This is a genomic window from Roseovarius salis (genome assembly GCF_044472985.1).
Taxonomy (GTDB): Bacteria; Pseudomonadota; Alphaproteobacteria; order Rhodobacterales; family Rhodobacteraceae; genus Roseovarius; species Roseovarius salis.
In genome coordinates, this window is sequence record NZ_JBISDG010000002.1 from 39,499 (window position 1) to 60,411 (window position 20,913).

Consider the following 20,913-nt stretch of genomic DNA (forward strand, 5'->3'; position numbering starts at 1 on the left):
AGAAGGGTGGGGCCGGCGCGGCGTGACATCCGGCGGCACCTGTGTTCGCGAAATGTTCGCGATTTTGGCTTGGACGACTCGGCCCCCTCAACTATGTAATACGCGGTGGCGACGGGGGACCGGATGGCAGAGCTCAAGCATATCGAGGTGCGCGGGGCGCGGGAGCACAACCTGCGCGGCGTGGACGTGGACATACCACGCAACGAGTTGGTGGTGATCACAGGGCTGTCGGGGTCGGGCAAGTCCTCTCTTGCCTTCGACACGATCTATGCCGAGGGCCAGCGGCGCTACGTGGAAAGCCTCAGCGCCTATGCGCGCCAGTTCCTCGACATGATGGAAAAACCGGACGTGGACCATATCAGCGGCCTCTCCCCGGCGATTTCCATCGAGCAGAAGACGACCAGCAAGAACCCGCGCTCGACCGTCGGCACGGTGACGGAGGTCTACGATTACCTGCGGTTGCTGTTTGCCCGGGCGGGCACCCCCTATTCCCCGGCGACGGGGCTGCCCATCGAGGCGCAGCAGGTTCAGGACATGGTCGACCGTGTCATGGCGATGGAGGCGGGCACGCGCGCCTATCTGCTGGCCCCTATCGTGCGCGACCGCAAGGGAGAATACCGCAAGGAGTTCCTCGAACTGCGCAAGCAGGGGTTCCAGCGCGTCAAGGTGGACGGCGCGTTCCACGAGCTCGACGACCCGCCCCAGCTCGACAAGAAGTACCGCCACGACATCGACGTCGTGGTGGACCGTATCGTCGTCAAGGAAGGGATCGAAACGCGGCTGGCCGACAGTTTCCGCACCGCGCTGGACCTCGCCGACGGGATCGCGGTGCTGGAAACCGCCCCGCGGGAGGGCGCGCCGGAGCGGCATACCTTCAGCGAGAACTTCGCCTGTCCGGTCAGTGGTTTTACCATCTCCGAGATCGAGCCGCGCCTGTTCTCGTTCAACGCGCCATTCGGTGCGTGCCCCGATTGCGGGGGGCTGGGGGCCGAGCTCTTCTTCGACGAGCGGTTGGTGGTGCCCGACGCGCAGCTGCGGGTCGCTGACGGGGCGCTGGCACCGTGGCGCAAGGGCAAGAGCCCGTATTTCCTCCAGACGATCGAGGCCATCGCCAAGCATTACGGCGTCGACATGAACGCGCGGTGGAAGGACCTGCCAGCGCATGTGCAAAAGGTGTTTCTCTACGGCTCGGGCGATGAGGAGATCGCGTTCCGCTATGATGAGGGGGGGCGCGTCTACAACGTGACGCGCACCTTCGAGGGGGTCATCCCCAACATGGAGCGCCGTTACCGCGAGACGGACTCGGCCTGGATCCGCGAGGAATTCGAACGGTACCAGAACAACAGGCCGTGCGGGTCATGCCACGGCTATCGCCTGCGCGACGAGGCGCTGGCGGTCAGGATCGCCGGGCTGCATATCGGACAGGTGGTCGAGATGTCGATCCGCGAGGCGCATGACTGGTGCCGCACGGTGCCCGAGCACCTGTCCGAGCAGAAGAACGAGATCGCGCGCGCCATCCTCAAGGAAATCCGGGAGCGGCTGGGGTTTCTCAACAATGTCGGTCTGGAGTATCTGACGCTGTCGCGCAATGCCGGTACCCTGTCGGGTGGCGAAAGCCAGCGCATCCGGCTGGCCAGCCAGATCGGCTCGGGCCTCACCGGCGTGCTCTACGTGCTCGACGAGCCGTCCATCGGGCTGCACCAGCGCGACAATGGCCGGCTGCTGGAGACGCTGCAGAACCTGCGCGACCAGGGCAACACGGTGATCGTTGTGGAACACGACGAGGAGGCGATCCGCACAGCGGACTACGTTTTCGACATCGGCCCCGGCGCGGGCGTGCATGGAGGGCGGGTTGTCAGCCACGGCACGCCCGAACAGGTCGCGGCAGACCCGGCGTCCATCACCGGGCAGTACCTGTCGGGCAGCCGTGAAATCGCCGTTCCCGCGCAGCGGCGCCCCGGCAACGGAAAATCCGTTCGCGTTCTCAAGGCACAGGGCAACAATCTCAAATCTCTCGACGTGGACTTTCCACTTGGCAAGTTCGTCTGCGTGACCGGCGTCTCGGGCGGGGGCAAGTCGACCCTGACCATCGAGACACTGTTCAAGACGGCGGCAATGCGGCTGAACGGCGCGCGGCTGACGCCGGCGCCATGCGAGACCATCAAGGGGCTGGAACATCTCGACAAGGTGATCGATATCGACCAGAGGCCCATCGGGCGCACGCCGCGGTCGAACCCGGCCACCTATACCGGCGCATTCACCCCCATCCGCGACTGGTTCGCCGGGCTGCCCGAGGCCAAGGCGCGCGGCTACAAGCCGGGGCGGTTTTCCTTCAACGTCAAGGGTGGGCGCTGCGAGGCGTGCCAGGGCGACGGGGTCATCAAGATCGAGATGCATTTCCTGCCGGATGTGTATGTCACCTGCGAAACCTGCAACGGCGCGCGCTACAACCGGGAAACGCTGGAAATAACGTGGAAGGGCAAGAGCATAGCCGACGTTCTTGACATGACGGTCGAGGAAGCGCGCGAATTCTTCAAGGCGGTTCCCGCGATCCGGGAGAAGATGGATGCGCTGCACCGTGTCGGCCTAGATTACATCAAGGTGGGTCAGCAGGCGACCACCCTCTCGGGCGGCGAGGCGCAGCGCGTGAAGCTGAGCAAGGAGCTAAGCAAGCGGTCGACGGGCCGGACCCTTTATATTCTCGACGAGCCGACCACGGGGTTGCATTTCGAGGACGTCAAGAAGCTGCTCGAAGTGCTTCACGAACTTGTGGAAAGTGGCAATACGGTGATCGTGATCGAGCACAATCTCGACGTCATCAAGACGGCCGATCACATCATCGACATCGGCCCCGAGGGGGGCGATGGCGGCGGCGAGATCGTGGCGGCCGGAACGCCCGAGGAGGTGGCGCAGGTCGACCGCAGCCATACGGGCCGCTACCTCAAGGACATGCTGTCGGCGCGCAAGGTCGCCGCGGAGTAGACAGCAAAAAGGAGGTGCGCCTGGGCACCTCCTCGAGGGCTCGACATCGGGTGATCGTCATGCCGACCGGGTATGCCCCGTATTGTCACCTTGGTTCGACGTGGACCACCCGAGCAGGCGATACACCGGACACCATCCCGCGAGGCCAGACAGCAGCGGTATGACCCCGATGAAGAACGCCCAGCCCCAAGCGGCCCCGGGCCACATCCAGTAGCCCGAGATGAGGGCGACACCGACAATCACCCGAATGATGCGGTCAATGAGTCCCGTGTTGGTCACGAACATTGTCACATCTCCGTTGCTTGGTACCTGTCATGTCTCCTTCTGCAGGTGAGATGGTGATTGATATTGCGTTGTCAATGGGTTCCGGAGGTTTTCTCACCCTCTTGGGGCCGTGCCGCTACTTCTTCGCCGGGCAGGTCGACAGCCCGAACAGAGAGTAGGCAGGGCAGCTGCCCGCGAGACCCGTCGCCAGCGGCACGATACCGATAAGGTAGAGCCAGCTGTATGTGCCGCCGCTGTTGACGAAGAAGGCGGCGATGAGAGCGAGGCCGACAGCGATGCGCAGAACGCGGTCGATGGTGCCGACATTTTTCTTGAGCATTGGATTACTCCCGTTTTCCGTGCCCGCGAACGGGCGGTGAATGCGAACAGTATATGGCTTGTCCGTACCTTCGTCTGTGACGTGGTCACATTTGGACGGTTCAATCCGAGGCGGCCAGTTCTGAAAGCGCCGCGGCATCGAGAACCTGAACCCGGCCACGGCCGACGCGGAGAATGCCGCGACGTTCCAGCGCGTCCAGCCGCCGCGACACCACCTCGCGCGCGGAGCCGATCATGCTGGCGATTTCGGCATGGGTTGCGGACAGCGTTCCGTTCTCGCTGCGGTCGAGCAGGCATTGCGCAAGCCGCGCCTCGACCCGGAGAAAGGCAACGCGTTCGAGCAAATGCATCATGGATTGCAGCCGCGTGGCGAAGGCATGGAAAACGAAGCCGCGAAACGCGTCCGACTCCGACATAAGTGCAAGGAACGTGTCGCGCGGCACCAGGACCATCCGGGAATCGCGCCGGACGATGGCCTCGCCCGAGTAGTCCTCGCCGCCCATGAGCCCGAGCGTCGACTGGATGCAGGTCTGGCCGGGCTCGACCGCGTACAGCAGTATCTCGCGACCGTTGGGCCCGGCAAGGAACACCTCGACCCGGCCGGAAAGCATGATGACGAAGCCCTTGACCGTGTCGCCGGGATGGAAGAGCGTCGTGCCGGCCGGGGCCTGAATCGGCGCAAGGCCGTTGAGGCGTTGGGTGGCCCGCGGGTCGAGCGGCGGCAGCCCCTCGGTCTCTGCCACCCAGCCGCTCATTCCCTTCCGCGGTTCTCGAAACGTGGCAGCATGGCCGAAAAGTCGCGGCCCATACCGTCCTCCTGCTCGACGAACCGGGCGTATAGTCTCATCGCGGTCTCGCCGATCGGCGTGTCTGCGCCCGCCTCCTCGGCGGCCTGCATGGCAAGGCGGAGATCCTTGAGCATCAGTTCGGCCGCGAAGCCTGGCGTGTAATCGTTGTCCGACGGCGATTTCGGACCGATGCCGGGCGCCGGGCAATAGGTGTTCATGGACCAGGATTGCCCGGAGGAGGTCGAGACCACGTCGAACATCGCCTGCCGGTCCAGCCCCAGCCTGTCGGCAAGGGCGAAGGCCTCGCAGGTGACGATCATGGTCGCGCCGAGGATCATGTTGTTGCAGATCTTGGCCGCCTGACCGTTGCCGGAGGGCCCGCAATGGACAGCCTTTTGTCCCATGATCTCAAAAAGATCGCGGGCGGTATTGAAGCCTGCCTCGTCGCCGCCCACCATGAAGGTGAGCGTGCCGCCCTCGGCCCCGGCAACCCCGCCGGACACCGGCGCGTCCAGCGCTGACAGCCCGGCCGCTTGCGCGCTCTCGGCCACGGCGCGGGCGCTGGCAACGTCCACGGTCGAACAGTCCAGATGCACGGCCCCTCGGTCCATGGCGGGAACGATCTCATCGGCAACGGCGCGCAGGATATCGCCGTTGGGCAGCATCGTGATGACGACCTGTGCGCCGCGGGCCGCCTCGGCCGCGCTGTCGGCCATCGTGATGCCCGCGATGCTGACGGCGGCGGTATCGAAGCCGGTAACCTCGTGGCCGGCCTTGGCAAGGTTCGCGGCCATGGGCCCGCCCATGTTTCCCAGTCCGATGAATCCGATCTTCATGACGCTATCCTTCTTCTTCGAATGTCAGCGCGTCCGCGCCGAGCGGCATCAGCATCTGCGTCGCCGCCAGCGCCGGCGGTGCGTCGATATCGTGCTGCCATCGGGGCGCGCGGTCCTTGTCGATCACGGCGGCGCGGATACCTTCGAGGAGGTCGCCCTGCTCCATCGACCGGTGAGTGAAGCGATATTCCAACTCCAGCGCGCGGCGAATATCCGTGCCGGACGCGCGGTTACGGTGCACCATCTCGACCGTGCAGGCCATCGACAGGGGCGAGTTGCGCGCCAGTTTCGCCAATGTCGCATCGGCGAAATCGCTGTCCTCGACCTTGAGCGAATTGAGAATGTCGCGCAGGGTCTCGCCGCCGAAATGGGCGTCGATTCGCGTCAGAAGGTGGCGCAGGGACCCGTCCGGCGCGGTGCCGGCATGGGCCGCGATGGCGGCGGGATCGGCGCCATCGCACAGGGCCGCGATGAGGCCGGGCCATTGCTCCTGCGGAACGAAGGTGTCGGCGAAACCCGCGAAAATGGCGTCGTCGGGGCCCATGCGTTCAGCCGTCGTGCCGAGATATTCCCCGACCCGCCCGGGTGCGCGGGCCAGCAGCATCGAGCCGCCGACATCCGGCACCAGCCCGATGCCGCATTCCGGCATCGCGATCTGGCTGGATTCCCCCACGATCCGGTGGCTGCCGTGACAGCCGATTCCAACGCCGCCGCCCATGGTGAAGCCCTGCATGAAGGCGATGTAGGGCTTGGGGAATTCCGCGATCCGGGCGTTCGTGCGGTATTCGTCCCGCCAGAAACGGCGACCATATTCGTAGTCGCCCGTCTTGCCGGTCTCGTAAAGCGAGGTGATGTCACCGCCTGCGCAGAACGCCTTGTCGCCCTCGGCGTCCACGATCACCAGCGATACCGAATCGTCGACCGCCCATGCCTCCAGCGCGTCCCGGATTGCCAGGCACATGTCGTAGGTCATGGCGTTGAGCGCCTTGGGACGCGTCAGCGTGATCCGGCCCGCCTTGCCCTCGGTTCTGATAGAGATGTCCGTCATGAGTCCGCCAGCATTTGCCGGGCCACGATAAGCCGCATGATCTCGTTGGTTCCCTCTAGGATTTCATGAACGCGCAGGTCACGCACGAGTTTTTCTATCCCGTAATCGGCGAGGTAGCCGTACCCGCCATGAAGCTGCAAGCATTCGTTGCAGATGCGTGAGCCCGCCTCGGTGACGAATTTCTTGGCCATCGCGCAGAACTTGGTCGCGTCGGGGGCGCCGGTGTCAAGCTTCCAAGCCGCCTGCCGCAGGAATGTGCGGGCCGCCTGAAGCTCGATCTCCATCTCCGCAAGGCGGAATTGCAGAGCCTGGAACTGGTCGATGGACTGGCCGAAGGCCTTGCGCTCGGCCATGTAATGCCGCGTCATGTCCAGCGCGGCCTGTGCCGCGCCGAGGGAGCAGGCGGAAATGTTGAGCCGCCCGCCATCGAGACCGGCCATGGCGTAGGTGAAACCGCGGCCCTCCTCGCCGACGAGGTTCGCGTGCGGAATCCTGCAGTCGTCGAACTGGACCTGCCGGGTTGGTTGAGACCGCCAGCCCATCTTGTCCTCCAGCCCGCCGAAGGACAGCCCCGGCGTGCCGTCCTCGACATAGACGGTGGAGATGCCCTTGGGCCCGGCCTCGCCCGTGCGGACCATGACGACATAGGCGTCCGAGTAGCCCCCGCCAGAGATGAACGCCTTGGTCCCGTTGAGCGTGTAGCCCTGGTTGGTGCGCTCCGCCCGGGTCTTGAGCGCCGCCGCGTCCGAGCCCGAGCCAGGCTCGGTAAGGCAATAGGACAGCACCGTGTCCATCGAGATCACGCCAGGCATCACGCGCCCCTTCATCTCGTCCGCGGCGAACGTGTCGATCATCTTGGCGCACATGTTGTGGATGGACAGGAACGCCGCGACAGACGGACATGCCATCGAAAGCGCCTCGAACACCAGCGTCGCATCCAGACGGCTCAGCCCGGCGCCGCCGGTCTCCTCGCTGACATAGAGTCCGCCAAAGCCCAGCTCCCCCACCCTGGGCCACAGGTCCCTGGGGATCGTGCCGGCCTTTTCCCAGTCACGGGCGTGGGGGGCAATGTTGTCCTGCCCGAAGGCATGCGCCATGTCGAAAATGGCGGTCTGTTCCTCGGTGAGCGCGAAATCCATCGCCGGGCCTCCTGTCGTCCGTGTAATTGAACGTGTGTTTAATTACCGGGAGACAGCTCTGGAATGCAAGAATCTTCTCGTGCCCGGCCGCGGCCGCGCGGACCGGGGGTGGTGTGGACGAAATCCGCCTGCGCAAACTTCCGGGTGAGATGTCCGGCGCGACGTGCCGGCGGCCGGACCGGCCTATTCCTCGCGGCCATGGGCCTTGAGCCGGGCGTGCAACTCCGCCGCCTCTGGCGCGCCGGCCTCAAGTGCGAAGATATAGGCGTAAGTGAGAAAGAAACACGCGGCGTCGATGTCGTTGGTGATGTCGGCCGCATCGGTATAGAGGCGGATGAGTGCGAAACGGTCGTCGCCCTCATGCGCATCCAGAAGCCGCGTTTCAAGGTCGTCCTTCATTCGGCGGCTTTCGCCTGTCCCCGGTGCGCCTCGATCTTGCCGGCCACCCAGTGGTGGAAACAGTGTGTCGGACTGTCCATCACCGGAGAGAACCGGCCGCCGTCGAAATTGGCCGCGTGCCGACCCTTCTGCATGCCTTCGACGACGAAGATGTCCTCCTCGAACACCGTCTTCCAGAGCTGGGTGTTGCGCATCCTGAGCCCCTCGTCGCTATCGGGAACGGAATAGTAAAGGTGGATGTGTTCCACCGTTCTTTCCGGTCCGCGGGGTTCGAGGATGATCGCGAAGGCGTGGTCGCGGTGCACGCCCAGCAGGACGTTTGGATAGACCGCGATGTACTCGGCCTGCTCGTTCCATTTCGCGCCGACATCCTCGAAATCGGGGAATTTCTCGCCGTTCTCGTTGGTGAGCTGGCGATAGACCATGGTGCCCTGACCCGAGAACTCGCCGGGCATCTCGATGTTGTAGTGATCCTCGAGCTTGGAATAGCTGTTCAGCCCGGGGTGCACCCAGGGCAGGTGATAGCTTTCGCAGTAATTCTCGACGGCCAGTTTCCAGTTGGTGGCGACCTCGAGCGTTAGCCGGCTGTCGTAGCCGCCGTGATAGAGCGGCAGATCGAACTCGGACCAGCGCTCGATGATGTGGCGCATGGCCTCCTCGAAGGGCGGGGCGTCGCCGGAGACATTGATCCACACAACGTCGCGCCACACATGGCTGCGCACCTCGATCAGGCCCAGGTCATCGCGCTTGATGGCGTCATGACGGTTGTGTCCCGGCCCGCCCACATGCGGCGTCGACACCAGCTTGCCCTGCGTGGAGTAACACCACGAGTGGTAGGGACAGCGGATCGCGCCCTCGATCTTGCGCGGCTCGGCCACGAGGATCATGCCGCGGTGGCGGCAGATGTTCTGGAACACGCGCACGTCGCCCTCCTTGTCGCGGATGAGCAGCAGCGGCATTCCGAGGAATTCCATCGGCACGGCATCTCCGGGCTCCGGGACGTCCGCGGCGACGGCGAGCCCCGCCCATTGCGAGAACAGCAGGGCCTGCTTTTCCTCCTCGAAAATCCCTTCGTCGATGTAATGGGCGTTCGGTAGGCCGTTGGCGTTCTCGACGGACATGCGCACTTGGCTAAGGTCTGTCACCGGGGCGTTCATGACGTGTCTCCTTGAAGCTTATATGCCGAAAGGTAGACATGAAGGGGCACCCGCCGACCGACCTGCAGCGACCAGACTTTTCCCAAGGCGACAATTTGCCGCCCGGTCAGGCCGTTAGCGGAAGGGTTCGTCGGGGCGCAGCAGATGAAGGTAGATCTGCGGCACGGCGTTGCCCGGGACCACCCCGGTCGTGCGGGCGGCTTCGAGCACGCGGGCCGTGCTGTTGCCGAGATGCTCGTAGACCATGCGTGTCGCCCGGCTGCTCGTGACCTTCTCCCGCACGGTGCGTGACGCGTAGCCCTCCCACAGGTTGGACTGGAACGATGTCTCGGGCGTGAGGAAATTGAAGGAACACGACAGCGAGTCGCGGTGGGCGACGAGGGCCATCACGCCTTCCTCCTGGCGCATGACGAGGCCGCGGTACTCGCTGTAGTAAGGGTTGGTGGAAAGCCCCTTTTCCCGCAGCGCGGTGCGCGGCTCGAACCCGCGCAGGAAGGTGTAGCCGTCCCGGCGCGATATCATCACCAATCCGAGGACGAACTCGCTCCCGTCGAGGAAGCTCTTGCGCGCGAAGCGGTAGAACCCGCTGGGAAAGAAATCCTCCGGCACCGACACGGTCGAGCGGCTGAAGAACCCGGCAAGAAACGGGTGGCTCAGCAGGTCGTCGGGCACGGGCTGCAATTCGGTGACGGGCTGCAGCAGTATGCGTGCATCCACGTCGAAGAAATCGCATATCCGGTGCAGGATGTCGGGCCGGGGAAAGCTTTCGCCCGTCATGTAGCGATTGAATTGCGTCCGGTTTATCCCAAGCTCGCGGCTCAGCCCCGTGACCGACGGGTGGTCGGCGCACAGCGTCTTGAGGTTCTCGCCGAACACGCGGCGCAGCGCGGCCGGGTCGTCCTGCCGCGGGGCGGGGCGGGGCTGCGATTTCCGTGCCAAACCGTTATGGTCTTTCTGGTTGTGCTGGTATTTTGGCATCACGTTTATCGAGATAACTCAAGGATTCCAAGGGAAATGACGCCAAACAGCGTCACTGCTGACGCAAGGTCGCGTCAGCCGCCTGGATAATCGTCACAAATCGGTTCGCCCGCGTGCAAATCCGCCCATTCCCTTTGTCTGTTTTTGTTTCAGACTCGGACCAAATGCAGCGGAAATGAGGGGGACCGATGTACGGTGTAGTCCTTTGGAGCGACAGCAAGCGCAACCGCGCGGTCATCTGGTGCGAGGATCATCGCAACCTGGCGTTTTTCAACGAGGAAGACGACACGGCCACGTCGCGAGAGGGGTTCGAGCCGGGGGACCTTGTCGCGTTCGACCTGCGCGAGGAAAACGACCTGCGGCTCGCCGTGGATCCGTATGTCGTGGCGCCGCACGAGTTTCCGTCGCTGGCGATGGATTTGAAATCCGCCTTCGAGGGGCTCGAGCGAGAGCAGCTCGACCCGCCGGCCAAGCCGGCGCGCGCGCCGGCGGGGCAGGGCGGCCGCGTCGTCAGCCTGTTCCGTAACGCCGAGCCGCCGCTGCCCGTGCTGCGCCCGCCGGTGCGCAGCTGCGGCTGATCCGGATCGTGGAAATCAGGTGCCGCGCGGCAGCGCGGCAACCCCGGTCCGGGCGATCTCGATCAGGCCGAGGGGGCGCATGAGGTCGGCGAAGGCGTCGATCTTGTCGGGCGTGCCGGTCAGTTCGAAAACGAAGCTGTTGAGCGTGCTGTCGACCACTCCCGCGCGAAAGATGTCGGCCAGGCGAAGCGCCTCGACCCGCTTCTCGCTTTCGCCCTGAACTTTCAGGAGGGCCAGTTCGCGTTCGACGGCGGGCCCTTCGACGGTGAGGTCGTGAACCTCGTGAACAACCACGATGCGGCCGAGCTGTGCCTTGATCTGCTCGATTACCTGTGGCGTGCCGGTGGTGACGATCGTGATGCGCGATGTATGGCCAGTGTGATCCACCTCGGCCACCGTCAGGCTGTCAATGTTGTAGCCGCGTCCCGAAAACAGCCCGATAACCCGTGCCAGCACGCCGGGTTCGTTGTCCACGATCACCGCCAGCGTGTGAGTCTCGACCTTGTCGGAAAAGGTCGGCCGTAGATTGTAGGCCGAATGCTTGGTTGAGCCTTTCTTGATGTTCAGGGCTGACATGGTGCAGTGCCTTTGCTGTTGACGTTATGACGGGTTTGACGATGCGGCGGCCCGGGCGCGCGGAAAACCGCGTGATGGAGGCAGGCGATCAAGGCCGCAAGGGCGACCGGGAAAAACAGGGGGCGGAACGCTTCCAGAGAATCCGGCGCGTTCAGCGCGACGAGGTGCGACGGGGCGAGACCGAGCCACATGACCAGTCCAAGGACGATCGCGGCGGGGGTCAGCGAAAGAACCCCCGCCCGCCACATGAACAGGCTGGCCGGCGCGAGCAGCGCGGACTCGTAGTACCACAGATACGGGGATGCCAGCGGAATCGAGATCAGCAGTACAGCGGCACGCAGATCGAAGGAACACCGCTTGCTGTGCCAGGTGAACACGACAGCGATTGCGCAAAGTGCCGCAAGGGCCCCTTGCACGGTCAGGGCAAGCCCTTCGTCCAGCCCGGCCCCGGCGAGCGCGGAATACGCGCTGACCATGAGGTTTAGCTCGGATATGTTCTCTCGCACGGTCGCGCCGTGAAGTGCCATCATGGACAGCATTTCCGTCCAGTAGGCGAAGCCGAATACAAGGGTCGGGACCGCGGCGAGAACGACCGCGGTTGCAATTGCCGAGGATACGGCGCGCCAAGCGCCGCAGGCCAGCAGTGCCAACGGGATAAGCAGGCCGAGCTGGGGCTTGAGCGTGAGGCACCCGATGAACACGCCCGCCAGTACCGGCCGGTCGGAGCGGAGCGCCGCCAGCGCCGCAACCAGCCCGGCGGCCCATAGCACGGTCGTCTGCCCGACCAGAAGGCAGGGCAGCACCGCGGGGGCCGTCGCCGATGCAAGCAGGACGTGGGGCCGGCCTGCAGTGAAGCGCCACGTCGCCAGCGCGAGCGCCGCGAGGCCGATCACGTTGAAGCTTGCCCAGGCCATGTTGAACGGCAAGAGCCCGAAGGGCGCCAGAAGCATCAGGAAACCCGGCGGGTAGGCCCATGGCATCCAGTCCGTGTCGTCCACGCGCGCCGCCTCTTGCAGTCGCGCGATCTCGAAAGCGTCCATGGGCAGCCCCTGCAAGGCCAGCTTGGCCGCGGCCCAGAACACGTAGAAATCCACGTCGATCGACAGGTTCCCGGTGTCAAGCAGGTCGACGACGGACCCCCCGATGTAGATCGAGGTGACCATGACCGTGCAGACCGCGCCGAAAACCGCCAGCTGCCAGCCGCGCCGATGGTCAAGAACGCCGAGCCGGCTTTCCGCGAGGCCCTGTCTTACGCGGGACATTCGATCACCCTTCGGCAAGGGGCCGACGCCCAGGGTCCGCGGCGGCGCGGCCGTTCACGACACGGGGCCCCTTCCACCACCACAATGGCGCGCCAGTGTGATGGCGTCCTGGCTGTCACACCAGCACCGCACCGGAGGTGCCGATCGCATCCTTGGTCGTGGCGTCCTCGCCCAGAAGCATCTTGTTGTGCGGCTCGCCCGAGGGGATCATGGGGAAGCAATTCTCGTGCTTTTCCACCAGGCAGTCGAAGACAACCGGCCCGTCATGGTCGAGCATCTCCATGATTGCGTCGTCCAGATCGGCGGGATCGTTGCAGACGATGCCCTTGGCGCCGAAGGCTTCGGCCAGCTTGACGAAATCGGGCAGCGCTTCGGACCAGGAATGCGAGTAGCGTTCACCGTGCAGCAGTTCCTGCCACTGGCGCACCATGCCGAGCCGCTCGTTGTTGAGAATGAATTGCTTGACCGGCAGCATGAACTGCACGGCGGTGCCCAGCTCCTGCATGTTCATCAGCCACGACGCCTCGCCGGCGACATTGATCACCAGCGCGTCGGGATGGGCCATCTGCACGCCGATCGAGGCGGGGAAACCGTAGCCCATGGTGCCAAGGCCGCCCGAGGTCATCCAGCGATTGGGCGCCTCGAACCCGATGTACTGCGCCGCCCACATCTGGTGCTGGCCCACCTCGGTGCAGATATAGCGGTCGCGGTCCTTGGTCAGCTCCTCGAGCCTCTGGAGGGCGTATTGCGGCTTGATTGTGTTGCCCGTCTGCGTGAAGGCGAGGCAGCGCACCTTGCGCCATTCCTCTATGCGCGACCACCAGTTGGCGATGCCCTCGCGGTTGGTCTTGCGGCCACGGGATTTCCAGATCTTGAGCACGTCCTCGAGCACATGCGCGATGTCGCCGACGATCGGGATGTCGGTCTTGATGACCTTGTTGATCGACGAGGGATCTATGTCGATATGCGCCCGCTTGGAGCCGGGCGAGAACGCATCGACCCGCCCGGTGATCCGGTCGTCGAAACGGGCGCCGATGTTTATCAGCAGATCGCAGTCGTGCATGGCCATGTTTGCCTCGTAAAGGCCATGCATGCCCAGCATTCCAAGCCAGTTGTCGCCCGACGCCGGATAGGCGCCGAGCCCCATCAGCGTGGAGGTGATCGGCACGCCGGTCGCATCCACGAGCTCGCGCAGCAGCTGGCTGGCGGCCGGGCCGGAATTGACCACGCCACCGCCCGTGTAAAGGACCGGCCGCTCGGCGCTTTCCAGCGCCTCGACCAGTTCTGTTATGGCGTCCATGTCCCCCTTGACCTGCGGCTGGTAATGCGAGGTCTTGGCCTTTTGCGGCGGGATGTATTCCGCGCTGGCGAACTGGACGTCCTTGGGAATGTCCACCAGCACCGGGCCCGGGCGGCCCGAGGTGGCCACGTGGAACGCCTGGTGCAGGGTGTTGGCAAGGTTCTTTGTGTCACTGACCAGCCAGTTGTGCTTGGTGCAGGGCCGTGTGATTCCGACCGTGTCAGCCTCCTGGAAGGCGTCGTTGCCGATCATGAATGTCGGAACCTGCCCGGACAGAACCACGATCGGGATCGAATCCATCAGCGCGTCGGTGATGCCGGTGACGGAATTGGTCGCGCCCGGCCCCGATGTCACCAGCACGACCCCCGGCTTGCCGGTCGAGCGGGCGTAGCCCTCGGCGGCGTGGACCGCCCCCTGCTCGTGCCGGACAAGCACGTGCCGGATGTCGTTTTGCTGGAACACCTCGTCGTAGATCGGTAGCACGGCACCGCCTGGGTATCCGAATACGACGTCCACGCCCTGATCCTTGAGGGCCTGAACCACCATTTTCGCTCCGGTCATCTCGCGTGCCATTGTATTTTGCTCCGTGTGTCACAAGGTCTTGCGCCGCGCATAAAAAAGCCCCCGGTCGTCGGGGGCGCATGGGGAACCGTTATGGTGTCCGTTACCGGCCCATGCGCCATTCACCTACCAGAAGTACGATAATACCCATTACGGGAACTCCCTTATCCGTGCGCGGGACATTAGGAGCGGGTGCACACCCCGTCAACCGGGATTTTTAGCAAAAATGCCCGCTCCGCGGAGATGGCTTTGCAATTGTTGCGCAGATCGGGCACATCCCTTGGGCAAGGGGTGCGCAGACCGGGGCCGCTGAAACGTGAATGTGATGCGCGACCGGCTTCATGGCGCTGGATCACGCACACGGCGGAGAGGCCATACCCATGACGAACAAGGATCCCGGCATCCTGTCTGCCGACGACTGGGACGAGATCAACGACCCGCGTCCGGAGACGTGCGATTTCGACCGCGTCGTGGCGCGGGCGATCACGCGCCGGGGCTTCGTCGGGGGGGTCCTGGCGTTCGGATCGGGGGCGGCGGCGATGGGGGTGGCACAGGCGGGGGCAGGCCGTTCCGCCGCGGCGCCGTTTCCGTTCACCCCTGTCCCCGCGCGCGGCGACGGCACGGTGCACGTGCCGGATGGTTACAGCTGGGACATCCTGATCCGTTGGGGCGACCCGTTGTTCGGCGATGCCCCCGCTTTCGACAACACCACCGGCGGTGGGTCGGACACGGCTGATCGCGTGTTCGGAGAGAACACCGACGGCATGGAGACGTTCCTGATCGGCGGGCGGCAGGTTGTCGCGGTCAACCATGAATACGCGAACCGCGCGGTCAACCTTCCGCATACCGCAACCGGCACGCCCGAAAGCCTCGCGGACGTGCGGAAGCTGCAGAAACTCCAGGGCGTGACGGTGATGGAGGTCCGCGAGGGCGCGGATGGCTGGGCGGCGGTCATCGACAGCCCGCTCAACCGCCGCATCACCCATCTGACACCGATGCGTATGGCCGGGCCCGCCGCGGGCCACGCCCTGCTGAGAACCGCTGCCGACCCGTCGGGGATGCTTACGCGCGGCACGCTGAGCAATTGCGGATCGGGGCGCACACCGTGGGGGACGTACTTGACCTGCGAGGAAAATTTCAACGGCTATTTCGGGTCCACTGCCGTGGGCGAAGGGCAGCTTGACGCGGCGGTGGGCTATGCGCGTTACGGCATCGGTGCTGCGGGCTGGGGATATGACTATCACAAGTGGGATGCGCGTTTCGACACCGCGGCGACCCCGAACGAGCCGAACCGCTTCGGCTGGGTTGTCGAGATCGATCCCGGCGACCCCGAAAGCACGCCGGTCAAGCATACCGGCCTGGGGCGGTTCAAACACGAGAACGCCGAGGTCGTGCTGGCCCGCGACGGGCGCGTCGTGGTCTACATGGGCGACGATGAACGCGGGGAATTCCTCTACCGTTTCGTGTCCGACGGCCGCTACGCCCCCGGCGGACCGACAGACGGGCTGTTGGACGAGGGCACGTTGCACGTCGCGCGTTTCAATGACGACCAGACCGGGGAGTGGCTGCCGCTGACCCCCGCGACGACCGGCATGGCCAGCCTCGCGGAGGTGCTGGTCTTCGCGCGGCAGGCCGCCTCGGCGGTGGGGGCCACGACCATGGATCGCCCCGAATGGGTGGCGGTCAACCCCCGATGGGCAGAGGCCTATTGCTGCCTGACCAGCAACAAGGACCGCGGCCTGAAACCCAATGCGGGCGGGGATGACATGGCGGTGGGTGGCCCCAATCCCCGCGCGGCCAACCGCTATGGCCAGATCGTTCGCTGGCGTCCGGATGGTGGCGATCACGCCGCCGACGGGTTCCGGTGGGACCTTTATGTCATGGCAGGCAACCCGACGGTCCATGATGACGCCTATGCCGGGTCGGCCAACGTGACGGCGGGCAACATGTTCAACGCGCCGGACGGCATGGCCTTCGACACCGCGGGGCGTGTCTGGATCCAGACCGACGGCGATGACAGCGATGCCGGGGATTTCGCCGGGATGGGCAACAACCAGATGCTGGCGGGCGACCCCGTCAGCGGAGAGATCGCGCGCTTTCTCACCGGTCCAAAGGGGTGCGAGGTGACGGGGCTTGCATGGTCCGCCGACCGGCGGGCGATGTTCGTGGGCATCCAGCACCCCGACGCCCCGTTTCCGGACGGTCAGGGCCGGCTGCCGCGGTCATCGGTCATCGTCATCCGGCGCGAGGATGGCGGGCCGGTGGGCTGACCGCGCGTGGCGCGGGCGGCCCGCCCGGGGGTCAGAGCGATACGCCGGTGCCCTGCAGCACGCCGTGTTCCATCGCGTATCGTGTCAGTCCCGCCGTCGAACTGATGCCGAGCTTGCGCTTGATGTTCTTGCGGTGGGTCTCGACGGTGCGCACCGAAATGTCGAGCGCGTCGGCCACCTCCCTGTTGGAACGGCCCTGAGCGAGTTGCAGCAGTATGGTCTGCTCGCGGTTCGTGAGCTGGTCTCGGGTCACGCCGCCGTCGAGGTCGAGAGAGCCCTGCGCGCCGGTACACAGATATTGACGGCCCGACATCACGGCGTCGATCGCGTGCTTGATCTCCTCGGTCGGCACGTCCTTCAGCACGTAGCCCACGGCGCCGTGGCTGAGCGCGGAAGAGATGTACTCGGGGCTGTCGTGCATCGACAGGATCAGGATGCGGGTGCGCGGCCGCCGTTCGAGGATGATCTCGGTGGTCGACAGGCCGCCGAGCCCGGGCATGTTCAGATCGAGCAGGATCACGTCGGGGTCCAGCGTCTCGACACGATCGATGATCTCCTGCCCGGTGGCCAGCGTCGCGATCACCTCGACGTCGTCGTAGCCCTCCAGAACGGACTGGATTCCCTCGGCCACCATCGGGTGGTCATCGACGATGACAAGGCGGGCAGGCTGATCGGTCATGCGCTTGCCTTCGCGTTCGTGTCCGTGCGGTCCTCAGGCGGCAACAGGTGGGTGAGCGGCACCGATGCCTCGATGACCGTGCCGCCCTTGCTGGACAATATTCTGAGCGTGCCGTCAAGTTGTTCGATCCGTTCCTGCATGTTGCGAAGGCCGAGACCGCCGCCCGTGCCGACCGCCGGGACCTCGGTGGTGTCCAGCCCGCGGCCGTTGTCGGAAATCCGCAGCGTGGCGCCGCGGCTGTGCCCCCGCACATCGACCGCGACGCGCGTGGCGCCGGAGTGGCGCTCGACATTCGTCAGCGCTTCCTGCGCCACGCGGTAGAGCGCGATCTTGGCCTCCCCGTCGAGCCGGTTGCGGAAAACGACCGTGTCGAACGCGGTCTCGATGCCGGTGCGCTGGCCGAAATCCTCCACGAGCGCCTTCAGCGCGGGGCCGAGCCCGAGATCGTCCAGCACGCCGGGACGCAGGTCTCGGCTGATGCGGCGCACCTCCTGGATGGCGCCCGAGAGGTAGCCCATGCCCTTGTCGAGCGTGTCCACCGCGCCCGCGTCGCCCGCTTCCATCCGTCGCCGGGCGGTTTCCAGTGCGTAACGCACGCCCACGAGGATCTGGCTGATGCCGTCATGCAACTCGCGCGCCACGCGGCTGCGTTCCTCTTCCTGCGCGTCGAATATCCTCTGGGTCAGGCGCTTGAGCTTGGCGTCGGCAAGGCGCCGTTCGCGGATGTTGATGAAAAGCCCAGACGTGAAGACCAGCAGAAGCGCCGCGAAGGTAATGCCCCCGATCCACAGGAATGTTCGCTGCATCCGCGCCTCGACGCCGGCGCGCGCGGCGTTCACGGTGGAGGCGACATCGTCGATGAACACGCCCGTGCCCACGGCCCACCGCCAGTCCTGCAGGCCGGTCACGTAGGCGACCATCCGCGCCGTCTCGCCCGTCGACGGTTTGGGCCAGTCAAAGGAATGGTAGCCGCCGCCGCTGCGCGCGAGCCGGATCAACTCTTCCGTGACGGGCGTGCCATCGGCATCGGTCAGACCAAGCCAGTTGCGCCCGATCAGCGCCGTCCTGCGCGGGCTGACGAGGTTTTTGCCATCGTAATCGAAGACGAAGAAGTAACCGTCCTGACCGTAGAGCATCGCCGCCAGCATCCGCGTGACCTGCAGCTTGGCCTCGGCGTCGTCGGGCGCGGCGCGGCCATAGATATTGAAGAACGCCTTTCGCGCGATCGAGAGATAGTTCTTGAGCTCCGCGCGCTTGGCGGCGATCAGTTGCCGCTCGAGGTTGTGGATCTCACGCTCGGCCAGTTGGCGCGACTCCAGCGTGACGATCACCGAGACGAGCACCGCCCCCAGCACCAGCGGGAGCGTGGCCGTCAAAAAGAGCTTCTGGCCGTAATTGAGCGTCTTGAGAAAGCGCAAGGATCGCATGTCGGAACCGAATAAGGCGAATCGCGGCCAAATCCCACCCTCGCAATGGCGGTTGCGGCCACGGCGTGCGGGTTGCACGCCGCGTTCGGCCACGTGCCGGGCTTTCTACGCAGTACTAGGTATTCCCATGCCACGTGTTGCGCGCTAGTTTGCCCGAACTCGAAGCGATCCGCGCGCACGCGATGATACTGTGCGCGCTGCAACTGAACCGGGAGGAAACACCACATGGATCGTCGTTCATTTCTGAGGAATTCTGCTCTTGGCGGCGCCGCGGCGGCGGCATCGGGCCTGGCCGCGCCTGCCTATGCACAAGGCAAGCGCACGCTTACCATGGTCACCACTTGGCCGCGCGGCTTTGCCGGGGTGCATGACAGCGCGCAATACTGCGCAGACAGTATAACGGAGCTGACCGACGGCCAGCTTACCGTGGAACTCAAGGCTGCAGGCGAGCTTGTCGGCGCGTTCGAATCGTTCGACGCGGTCGCGGCAGGGCAGGCTGACATGTATCACGCGGTCGATTACTACTTCATGGGCCAGCACCCGGCGCTGTCATTTTTCAGCCAGGTGCCCTTCGGCATGACCTTCCAGGAATTCAACAACTGGTACTACCATGCGGGCGGCATGGAGCTTGCCGACAACCTCTACTCGATCTTCGGGCTGAAGTTCTTTCCCGCCGGCAATACCGGGCCGCAGTCCGGCGGCTGGTTCAACAAGGAGATCAACAGCCCCGAGGACTTCCAGGGTCTCAGGTTCCGCATGCCCGGACAGGGTGGCGAGGTGCTGGCCCGGCTGGACGCCAGTGTCCAGAACCTGCCCGGCGGCGAGGTCTATCAGGCGCTGTCCTCCGGGTCGCTCGACGGCACCGAGTGGATCGGCCCGTGGTCGGACGAGAAGGTCGGCTTCCAGGAAATCGCCAAGTTCTACTATACCGCCGGGTTCCACGAGCCGGGCCCGGTGCTGTGCCTCAACATGAACCGGCAGGTGTATGACAGCCTGACGCCGGCACAGCAGGCTGCCGTCGAGCAGACCGCCCGGGCCTCCAACAGCTGGACGATGTCGCTGTTCATGGCCAACAACGCGGCGGCGCTTCAGCGCCTGCAGTCGGGCGGGGTGCAGGTGCGCGAATTCCCCGACTCGGTGTGGGACGCCTTCGGCGCCGCGGCCGAGGAGGTCACGCGCGAACCCCTGGACGACGAGATCTACAAGGAATGCTACGATAGTTACATGGCGTCGCTCAAGAGTTCGGCCGCCTGGGGCAGCCGTTCCGAGGGCGAATTCACGCGCCAGCGTAACCGCGTCGTCGGCATCTGACCGGTACCGTGCCGCCGAGAAACAGGCGGACCCCGTTCCGGGGTCCGCCGACCGATGGGCCAGCGGCCCGCTGCATCAATAACCGGGGCACATGCCCAATGCTCTAGGGTTCGGGGGGAATGATGCTGGACGCCATCGTCTGGTTCTTCAAGAATATCGGCCTCGCCTTCTACAATTTCGGCTATGCCGTCACGCATCCGCAGCTCTGGCTCGACTGGTCGGACAAGGAAGCGGTCATGCGCTTCGTCTATTACGGCGGCTCGGTCGAGTTCTTCTTCGTGGTTTTCACCGCCTTCTTGGTGCTGACCGGCGTGGGGCTATGGCGCAATTCGGTGATGTGGGGCGTCGTCCGCGGGCTGGAGACGTTCGCGAACGCTGTCGGTCGGTTCTTTGCATGGGCGGGCCTGATCATGGTCGTCCAGCAGATCATCATCGTCTTCATCCAGCGGATCTTCGCCCGGCCCGACATCGTGCTGGGGTTCGGTATCCCGGTCGAACTGGACATCAGCTGGTGGGCGGAGGAACTCAAGCTTTACAACGCTTTGGTGGTGGCGCTGTGCTGCACCTATACCTTCGTGCAGGGGGGGCATGTCCGGGTCGACCTGATCTATTCCGCCGTGCGTTTCCGCACCAAGAAGGTCATCGACATGGTGGGCGCGCTGCTTTTCATGATGCCGGTCACGGTGCTGATCTGGCTTTACGCGTGGTTTTTCATGTGGCGCCACCTCATCGTGCCCAAGCCCTCGGCGTCGGACACGCTGGACAGGCTGCTTCTGAAATCCCGCGCCATGCGCTGGAACGTCGAGACGATCGGCTTCAGCCCGAACGGGTTCAACGGTTACTTCATTTTCAAGATCCTGCTGGTGGCGTTCAGCGCCATGGTTTTCCTGCACGCCGTGGCGTTCCTTTACCGCTCCTACCTGGAGTGGAAGGAAGGGCCGGAAAGCGAGAACAAGTACCTTGACAAGGACAGTCTCGGCGAGGGCCAAGAGGCCTTCGAGGGCACGCATTAAAGGGGG

The 20,913-nt window shown here is 64.8% G+C and carries 19 protein-coding genes; 5 read left to right on the top strand and 14 right to left on the bottom strand.

Annotation, left to right across the window (positions count from 1 at the left end):
• The first annotated feature begins 123 nt into the window (after nt 1-123).
• The gene (gene uvrA, locus ACH13J_RS00960) at nt 124-2,982 is read left to right on the top strand and encodes an excinuclease ABC subunit UvrA (protein WP_397541430.1); all 2,859 of its coding nucleotides are present in this window, start codon (nt 124-126) and stop codon (nt 2,980-2,982) included.
• 57 nt (nt 2,983-3,039) lie between these two features.
• On the opposite strand, the gene ACH13J_RS00965 is transcribed toward uvrA, so the two are convergent.
• The 9 genes from ACH13J_RS00965 to ACH13J_RS01005 all read right to left on the bottom strand — a co-directional run bounded on the left by ACH13J_RS00965 (nt 3,040) and on the right by ACH13J_RS01005 (nt 9,930).
• The gene (locus ACH13J_RS00965; protein WP_397541431.1) at nt 3,040-3,267 is read right to left on the bottom strand and encodes a YgaP-like transmembrane domain; all 228 of its coding nucleotides are present in this window, start codon (nt 3,265-3,267) and stop codon (nt 3,040-3,042) included.
• 115 nt (nt 3,268-3,382) lie between these two features.
• Nucleotides 3,383-3,586: a YgaP-like transmembrane domain gene (locus ACH13J_RS00970; protein ID WP_397541432.1), complete on the bottom strand. Its 204-nt coding sequence runs from the start codon at nt 3,584-3,586 to the stop codon at nt 3,383-3,385.
• Nucleotides 3,587-3,686: 100 nt separating this feature from the next.
• A complete protein-coding gene (locus ACH13J_RS00975) occupies nt 3,687-4,340 on the bottom strand; it encodes a cyclic nucleotide-binding domain-containing protein (RefSeq protein ID WP_397541433.1) in 654 nt (217 codons plus the stop codon).
• Nucleotides 4,337-5,209 (bottom strand): 3-hydroxyisobutyrate dehydrogenase, encoded by an 873-nt coding sequence (gene mmsB, locus ACH13J_RS00980; RefSeq protein WP_397541434.1) that lies wholly within the window; start codon nt 5,207-5,209, stop codon nt 4,337-4,339. The genes ACH13J_RS00975 and mmsB overlap by 4 nt, the downstream gene beginning before the upstream one ends.
• A gap of 4 nt (nt 5,210-5,213) precedes the next feature.
• Entirely contained in the window at nt 5,214-6,257 is a 1,044-nt protein-coding gene (locus ACH13J_RS00985) for a 3-hydroxyisobutyryl-CoA hydrolase (RefSeq protein WP_397541435.1), read from the bottom strand.
• Nucleotides 6,254-7,396 (bottom strand): acyl-CoA dehydrogenase family protein, encoded by a 1,143-nt coding sequence (locus ACH13J_RS00990; RefSeq protein WP_397541436.1) that lies wholly within the window; start codon nt 7,394-7,396, stop codon nt 6,254-6,256. The genes ACH13J_RS00985 and ACH13J_RS00990 overlap by 4 nt, the downstream gene beginning before the upstream one ends.
• Nucleotides 7,397-7,579: 183 nt before the next feature.
• Nucleotides 7,580-7,795 carry a hypothetical protein gene (locus ACH13J_RS00995; protein WP_397541437.1) on the bottom strand — a complete coding sequence of 72 codons (216 nt, stop codon included), beginning with the start codon at nt 7,793-7,795 and terminating at the stop codon, nt 7,580-7,582.
• A complete protein-coding gene (locus ACH13J_RS01000; protein WP_397541438.1) occupies nt 7,792-8,952 on the bottom strand; it encodes an SRPBCC family protein in 1,161 nt (386 codons plus the stop codon). The genes ACH13J_RS00995 and ACH13J_RS01000 overlap by 4 nt, the downstream gene beginning before the upstream one ends.
• Before the next feature lie 114 nt (nt 8,953-9,066).
• Nucleotides 9,067-9,930: a helix-turn-helix domain-containing protein gene (locus ACH13J_RS01005; RefSeq protein ID WP_397541439.1), complete on the bottom strand. Its 864-nt coding sequence runs from the start codon at nt 9,928-9,930 to the stop codon at nt 9,067-9,069.
• A 188-nt stretch (nt 9,931-10,118) separates the two neighbouring features.
• Here ACH13J_RS01005 and ACH13J_RS01010 point away from each other — a divergent pair, with 188 nt between their 5' ends.
• Nucleotides 10,119-10,508, top strand: coding sequence for a hypothetical protein (locus ACH13J_RS01010; RefSeq protein ID WP_397541440.1), 390 nt, complete (start codon nt 10,119-10,121; stop codon nt 10,506-10,508).
• Between the two features lie 15 nt (nt 10,509-10,523).
• Here ACH13J_RS01010 and ilvN read toward each other — a convergent pair whose 3' ends face one another.
• From ilvN to ACH13J_RS01025, 3 genes are all read right to left on the bottom strand, one after another.
• Nucleotides 10,524-11,084 carry an acetolactate synthase small subunit gene (ilvN, locus tag ACH13J_RS01015; protein ID WP_397541441.1) on the bottom strand — a complete coding sequence of 187 codons (561 nt, stop codon included), beginning with the start codon at nt 11,082-11,084 and terminating at the stop codon, nt 10,524-10,526.
• Nucleotides 11,072-12,346, bottom strand: coding sequence for a glycosyltransferase 87 family protein (locus ACH13J_RS01020; RefSeq protein ID WP_397541442.1), 1,275 nt, complete (start codon nt 12,344-12,346; stop codon nt 11,072-11,074). The genes ilvN and ACH13J_RS01020 overlap by 13 nt, the downstream gene beginning before the upstream one ends.
• 115 nt (nt 12,347-12,461) lie before the next feature.
• Nucleotides 12,462-14,219: an acetolactate synthase 3 large subunit gene (locus ACH13J_RS01025; RefSeq protein WP_397541443.1), complete on the bottom strand. Its 1,758-nt coding sequence runs from the start codon at nt 14,217-14,219 to the stop codon at nt 12,462-12,464.
• 368 nt (nt 14,220-14,587) lie between these two features.
• Between ACH13J_RS01025 and ACH13J_RS01030 the strand changes: the two genes are divergently transcribed.
• Entirely contained in the window at nt 14,588-16,477 is a 1,890-nt protein-coding gene (locus ACH13J_RS01030; RefSeq protein WP_397541444.1) for an alkaline phosphatase PhoX, read from the top strand.
• A 31-nt stretch (nt 16,478-16,508) separates the two neighbouring features.
• Here the strand turns inward: ACH13J_RS01030 and ACH13J_RS01035 are convergent, their stop codons facing one another.
• Nucleotides 16,509-17,156, bottom strand: a complete 648-nt coding sequence (locus tag ACH13J_RS01035) for a response regulator transcription factor (protein ID WP_397541445.1) — start codon at nt 17,154-17,156, stop codon at nt 16,509-16,511.
• Nucleotides 17,153-18,583, bottom strand: coding sequence for a cache domain-containing protein (locus tag ACH13J_RS01040; protein WP_397541446.1), 1,431 nt, complete (start codon nt 18,581-18,583; stop codon nt 17,153-17,155). Before ACH13J_RS01040 ends, ACH13J_RS01035 begins: the two co-directional genes overlap by 4 nt.
• A 225-nt stretch (nt 18,584-18,808) precedes the next feature.
• Here ACH13J_RS01040 and ACH13J_RS01045 point away from each other — a divergent pair, with 225 nt between their 5' ends.
• Together ACH13J_RS01045 and ACH13J_RS01050 are read left to right on the top strand one after the other, a co-directional pair.
• On the top strand, nt 18,809-19,894 hold the full coding sequence (locus tag ACH13J_RS01045; RefSeq protein WP_397541447.1) for a TRAP transporter substrate-binding protein DctP: 1,086 nt from the start codon (nt 18,809-18,811) through the stop codon (nt 19,892-19,894).
• Between the two features lie 122 nt (nt 19,895-20,016).
• The gene (locus tag ACH13J_RS01050; RefSeq protein WP_397541448.1) at nt 20,017-20,907 is read left to right on the top strand and encodes a TRAP transporter small permease subunit; all 891 of its coding nucleotides are present in this window, start codon (nt 20,017-20,019) and stop codon (nt 20,905-20,907) included.
• Nucleotides 20,908-20,913: the final 6 nt, after the last annotated feature.